Source organism: Aeromonas sp. A35_P, assembly GCF_002259925.1.
Taxonomy (GTDB): domain Bacteria; phylum Pseudomonadota; class Gammaproteobacteria; order Enterobacterales; family Aeromonadaceae; genus Aeromonas; species Aeromonas dhakensis.
Window position 1 is genome coordinate 1 of record NZ_NEVB01000107.1, and the last position, 5,828, is coordinate 5,828.

General features: G+C 62.7%; 5 protein-coding genes. 3 read left to right on the top strand and 2 right to left on the bottom strand.

Features of this window, described 5'->3' with window-relative positions; translation table 11 throughout:
* The first annotated feature begins 83 nt into the window (after nucleotides 1–83).
* Genes CAK78_RS07605 through CAK78_RS07615 form a run of 3 tightly spaced genes read left to right on the top strand, consistent with a single transcriptional unit; the run spans nucleotide 84 to nucleotide 2,127 of the window.
* Nucleotides 84–695: a DUF2975 domain-containing protein gene (locus CAK78_RS07605; RefSeq protein ID WP_094696891.1), complete on the top strand. Its 612-nt coding sequence runs from the start codon at nucleotides 84–86 to the stop codon at nucleotides 693–695.
* A gap of 7 nt (nucleotides 696–702) precedes the next feature.
* Nucleotides 703–912: a helix-turn-helix domain-containing protein gene (locus CAK78_RS07610; RefSeq protein ID WP_005304071.1), complete on the top strand. Its 210-nt coding sequence runs from the start codon at nucleotides 703–705 to the stop codon at nucleotides 910–912.
* 6 nt (nucleotides 913–918) lie between these two features.
* Nucleotides 919–2,127 carry a hypothetical protein gene (locus CAK78_RS07615; protein ID WP_094696892.1) on the top strand — a complete coding sequence of 403 codons (1,209 nt, stop codon included), beginning with the start codon at nucleotides 919–921 and terminating at the stop codon, nucleotides 2,125–2,127.
* Between the two features lie 74 nt (nucleotides 2,128–2,201).
* Here CAK78_RS07615 and CAK78_RS07620 read toward each other — a convergent pair whose 3' ends face one another.
* Both CAK78_RS07620 and CAK78_RS07625 read right to left on the bottom strand, forming a co-directional pair.
* Nucleotides 2,202–3,356 carry a 3-phenylpropionate MFS transporter gene (locus CAK78_RS07620; protein ID WP_094696893.1) on the bottom strand — a complete coding sequence of 385 codons (1,155 nt, stop codon included), beginning with the start codon at nucleotides 3,354–3,356 and terminating at the stop codon, nucleotides 2,202–2,204.
* A 276-nt stretch (nucleotides 3,357–3,632) separates the two neighbouring features.
* Complete coding sequence (locus tag CAK78_RS07625) at nucleotides 3,633–5,726, bottom strand: TonB-dependent hemoglobin/transferrin/lactoferrin family receptor (protein ID WP_094696894.1); 2,094 nt, start codon at nucleotides 5,724–5,726, stop codon at nucleotides 3,633–3,635.
* Nucleotides 5,727–5,828: the final 102 nt, after the last annotated feature.

A 5,828-nucleotide genomic window follows, 5' to 3' on the forward strand; every position in this document is an offset into this window, starting at 1 on the left:
ACGATAAACATCTGGCTGTGTTTATTGATAAACAATAATTCGGTGCTGCGCGTGGCCCACCCTTTCACTCCAAGAGGTAAGCGATGAAACACAACAAGCTCGAACGCATGAGCAATCTGATCGAATGGATCCTGCTGTTCGCCCTGCTGGCCACCCCGCTCATGACGATCATGGGAGTCTGGTCCCAGCTGCTCGGCGGCAGCGACTACCTGCAGCAGGAGCTGATCGACGCACTGGCGGTGCAAGACAGTTCGGTGCTCAACCATGTCCCCCTGACCATGGCACAGCCGGCGCTGGCCAGCACGGATCCCTCGATTGCCGACTACCCCCTCAGCCTGGGCACCCGCCTGCTGGGCACCCTGGTGATGCTGCTGCCGGATCTGGTGTTCATGCTGATGCTGTGGCAGCTGCTCCAGCTGTTTCGTGGCTACCGGCAGGCCATGCTGTTCACCTTCAGCCAGATCCGTCGCTACCAGTGGATCGGCCTGCTGCTCTGCGTCAGCTTCGTCACCAAGATCGGCACGACACCGCTGCTGGACATAGTGCTCACCCTGCCGGGACCCGAGCTGCACGGCAAGATCAACATCAGCTCGTCGGACTTTCAGCTGCTGCTGGCCGGGCTGATCGTCTCGGCACTGGCCCTGGTGATGCGCGAGGCCAAGCTGCTGGCCGATGAACAACAACTGACGGTGTGAGGATCCCATGCCCATCATCATCCGACTCGATGCCCTGCTGGCCGAACGCAAGATGACCGCCCGCGAGCTGGCCCTGCGGGTAAACATCACAGAGGCCAACCTCTCCATCCTGAAAAACGGCCATGCCAAGGCGGTTCGCTTCTCCACCCTGGAGGCGATCTGCCGCGAACTGGGCTGCCAGCCCGGGGATCTGCTGGCCTTCGAGGAGGAGCGTTGATCCCCTATGAGTCGCCATCTCACCCTGTGTGCCCTGTGGTTGCTGCCGCTGTGGGCCTGCGCCGCCGATGACACCAGCGGCCCCCGCTACCACATTGAGCAGGGCAGCCGTGCCAATGAGTTGCAGATACGCCTCACGATGCAGGGCAATCCCCCTTTTACCCTGCTCCCCGCTCGTCAGTTGCCGGGCAGTTCCGCGCCGGTTTCACCCAAGCTGGTCTGTCTTGCAGACAACCAGCCGGTGGCCCTCAACCAGCCCTTCTCCTGCCAAGAGGTCGGCTGGCAGGTAACCCTCACTCCGGCGCCAGCCCTGGGGGCCGATGCCTCGGCCCAGGCGTCGCTGCTGTTTGCCCCCAATCGGTGGCTATTGACCGAATGGGGCAATCTGGTGCGCCAGCAAGGGAGTCGCCAAGGGGACATCTGTCTGCCGGATGGCCGCTGCCAGCCGCTGCCGGACCTCAACCAGCCGCCGCTGATCCTGCCATTTGGTCTGGCCACAGTGCCCGTCGCCAAACGGGATCCCAGGCTGCTGCTGAGCCATGACGAGACGGCCAATCAGCTCGATCTGCCGGCCCTGCAGCAGCAACTGAACGAGATCATCGACTATCTGGCCTTCCAGCTCGATGTCACCCCGCCCACTCACCCGTGGCGGCTGGTGTGGCTGGGACGGGATGTGGCGACCCGCTCCCTCGGCGGCGCCGCCGGGGATCAGGTGTTTGTCGCCAACTACCCCACCAGGGATGGCAAGCCGACGCCACAGGCGCCACTGCGTCTGCTGCGCACCTCCGCCCACGAGGCGGTGCACATCCTCAGCACCGCGCCACAGCCCACCTGGGTCAACGAGAGCCTTGCCGAGTACCTTGCCATCAAGGCGCTGCGCCGCTTTCGGCTGCATCAGGTCACGGCGGTCAACGAGCTGGCCGAACGGGGCAAGCAGCTGCCCCATGGCGAGAGCGGCCTCTATCGGGCGGCCCGCGAGGTGATGGCAGGGGATCGATCCTACTACCCGCTCTTTTACGTCAAGGGGAGCGCCTTCTGGGAAACCCTGGACAGGGAGCTGCAACACAATGACGCCACCCTGGCCAGGCTGCTGCCCCAGCTGGGCTGGCTGCCGGATGGTCGCTTTGATACCGCATCCAATGAGCTGCTTGCTGGCACCATAGGCTCGGATACCTGGCGCCGTCTGAGCCGCCACTATCTTGGCGAGCCGCGGTAACGCCGCACGCCGCAACGAAAAAGGGAGAGCCATGGCTCTCCCTTTTGCTGTGTTATGATTCATACGGGTCTTCATCAGACCGGAACATGCCCCTGCCCAGACGGCGCAGCTGGGCGCAGGCGCCGCACGAACACCGGCAGTACCACCAGCACCATCAGGAAGAAGATGCTGCCTCCCAGCGGTTCGTAGAGCAGACCGCACAGGGTCATCAGGGCGGCCACCGTCATGCCGAGCCCCAGCGCCGCATAGAGCGCCTGGGTCGGGATCAGCTGCTCGGCCGGCAGCTGGCGGGTCATGAAGCGCACGGCGCCGAGGTGGCTGACGCAGAAGGTAACCGCATGCAGCAGCTGGCCCGCCACCAGCACCAGGATCTCGGTGGAGGCTCCAAGCAGGATCCAGCGCACCACGCAGCCCAGCGCCCCCACCAGAAACAGGGTCTGGGCGCCGAAGCGGTTGAGGAAGCGCTTGTCGGCGGCGAACATGCCGATCTCCGCCACCACCCCCAGCGCCCACAGATAGCCGATGGTGGTGCCGCTGTAGCCCGCCGCCTTCCAGTGAATGGCGCTGAAGCCGTAGTAGGCGGCGTGACTGCCCTGCAGCAGGGCCGAGATCAGCAGGAAACGGCGTACCTGGGGGGACTTGAGGGTATCGAGCAGGGAGGCCTTGGCCCGCTCGCCCTGGATGTCCCGCGGCGCCGGGTGCAGCGGCAGCCAGCTGAGCAGCAGCATCAACAGCAGCCCGGCCACCATGGTGTGCAGCACCCATTCGCTGCCAAAATTCCCCACCAGGGCCCCCACCAGGGTCGAGGCGACGATGAAGGCAAAGGAGCCGCACAGGCGCACCTTGCCGTAGTCGAGGTGCGCCTGCACCACCATGCGGGTGGCCAGCGCCTCCCCTACCGGCATCAGGGTCGGGTAGATGAAGTTCGCCACCAGGGTCAGTCCCACCAGCCACCAGAGATTGTGGCTGAGGTAAAAGCCGAGGAAGGCCAGCAGACTGAGCAGGCAGAGCAGGCGGGTGACCGGCAGCAGGTGCCCCGCCCCCTTGATCTGCCCCATCACCATCAGGTTGCCGGCAAAGCGGATTGCCATGCCGGCACCGAGCAGCAGGCCTATCATCTCGGCGCTCACCCCGATCCCCTCCAGCCAGAGCGACCAGAACGGCAGATAGGCACCATAGACGAAGTAGAAAGCACCAAAAAACAGGGCTAACCAGGAGAAGGCGGGCATAGATCCTCGGCAAGGGGGAAGATGGGGCACAAATGATAACCGATTTGCCGGTGGGGATCCTGCGATCCCGGGTGGTAAGCCGCGCAAGCAACAATGAAAAATATCAATAAAATTGAACTATTGGCGCAAGACCGGTGTCTATCGAGTAACACCTCCTCCTGGTTAGTGTTGCAATCCTTCCACCCGCCTTCGGCGGGTTTCTTTTTGGCCGCCGCCGGGGGCCAAATTTCAGCCATGAAAAAGGGGCCCGCAGGCCCCTGTCGTGATAGGTATTCATCAGAATACGTACTTGACCCGTGCGCTCAGGTTGCGACCCGGCTCGGTCTTGTTGCTGGTGCTGGCACTGGCGCTCTGCCCCGTGATGCTCTCGTAGTTGACGTACTCCTTGTCGAACAGGTTGAAGACGCCCAGGTTGAACTGCAGATCCTGCACCGGCTTGAACTGGGCATAGATGTCCACCACGCCCCAGCCCGCGCTCTTGATGTTGTCGTTGCCCTTGGCATCCTTGCCCACCTTGCTCATGTCGTCGGCAAAGCGCAGGGCGGTGTTGATGTTCCAGTTGGGCTGCTCCAGTCGTACCCCCAGGGTCCCCTTGAGCGGGCTCAGGCTGTTGATGTAGTTGCCGTCGCCATCCTTGCCCTCGATGTAGGAGAGGTTGCCCCAGACGTTGACCAGATCGTTCAGCCAGTAGTCCGCCTTGGCCTCGGCCCCCTTGGTGGTGGCCTTGTCCAGGTTCTGGTACTGGTAGACGGCGGTGCGCCCTTCGGTGCTCACCTGGCCCAGCTCGATGAAGTCCTCGAACTTGTTGTAGAAGGTGGCCACTTCATAGCTGAAGCCGCCGGCGCTACCGCGTACCCCCAGATCGATGCCGTCGCTGCTCTCCGGCTTGAGGTTGGTGTTGGGCTCGATGCGATAGCCGTACGCCTGGTGGTTCAGGGTGGAGAAGGCGTTGTCATACATAGGGGTCTTGTAGCCGTGGCTGTACTGGGCGAACAGGTTGGCCGCCTCGTGCGCCTTGAATACCAGTCCCAGCTTGGGCGAGAACTCCCCTTCGGAGAAGCGCTTGAGGTTCTCGCCCGTGTAGGCGGGATCCTGATCCGGGTTCATCCGGTAGTAGTCATAACGGGCCCCCGGCGTCAGCACCCAGCGCTCGCCGAACTTCAGCTCGTCAAACGCCCACAGGGCGCCGTGCTCTGTGGTGGTGGAAGGGAAGCTCAGCTCGTTGTAGCCGACGAAATCCCCCGGCACGGTCGGCGCCTTGAAGCGGGTCCGCTCGTTGTCGGTGTGCTCATACTCCAGGCCCCAGGCCAGTCGCTGGCTATCCAGCGCCTTGCTGAACTTCACCTGGGCGCCCAGGCTCTTCTGCTCGAAACCGTTGCTGTCCAGCGAGTTCTTGGTCACATAGGGGTTGGTCGGCCGCACCGGGTATTTGGAGAAGGCGTACTGATCCAGGGTCTGCTTGGTACGGGCATAGTAGATCTTGCTGTCGATGCGATCGACCCAGGGCGCCTGCAGGGCGATACCGTGATCCAGCACCAGCGACAGGTTGTCGGTATCCTTGTCGGTGATCGGCTGGTTGAAGACCGAGCCGGCCTTGGTGAGGTCGACGGCATCGGGGTTCTGCCCCTCGGTGAAGTAGTCGACGGTCAGCTTGAGGAACTGGCTATCGCTCAGGCTCCACTGGCTCTTGAACAGCAGCGCCTGACTGACGATGTCGAACTCGTTCTTGTCGCCGTCGTAGTTCTGGGTTACCCCGCCGTCACGCCAGGTGTAGCGCAGCAGGTTTTCCAGCTCGCCGGTACGCAGGGCACCGGTAAAGCCCGCCATCTTCTGGTGGCTGCTGGAGGCATAGCCGGAGGTGGCATCCAGGTAGCTGTCACGGCCCTTGAGGAAATCAGCCGCATCCTTGGTGGTGATGGCGATGACGCCCCCCAGTGCATCGGAGCCGTAGGCCGCCGAGGCCGGCCCCTTGACCACCTCGACCTGCTTGATCATGTCGGTGTCGAAATAGCTCTGGCCCACGCCGCCATTCTTGTAGGCGTCGTTCTGGCGCACGCCGTCGCGCACTATCTTGACCCGGTTCTCGCCCATGCCGCGAATGACGAAGGTCTGGGCATCGCCGGCGCCGCCGAGGGCCGTGACACCCGGCTCGTAACGGAACAGGTCGGCGACGTTGCTCACCACCTGCTCCTCAATCTGTTCGGCGGTGATGACCGAGATGGGGCCGGAGACATCCTCCAGTTTCTGCTCCATCCGGGAGCCACTGACCACCATGACGTCATCTGCTTTCTTGTCCGCCGCAAAAACCGGGGAAGCGAGGCCGGCTGCCACGGCAAGGGCGACCAGCGATAGGGTGTTGTTATGGGCCACTGCAAATCCTTATTGAGAACTGTTATCAAACAGCTGGCATCTTACCCACCTCTCAACAAAGATCAATAACAAACAGAATCATTCTCATTTTCTTTCCTGATT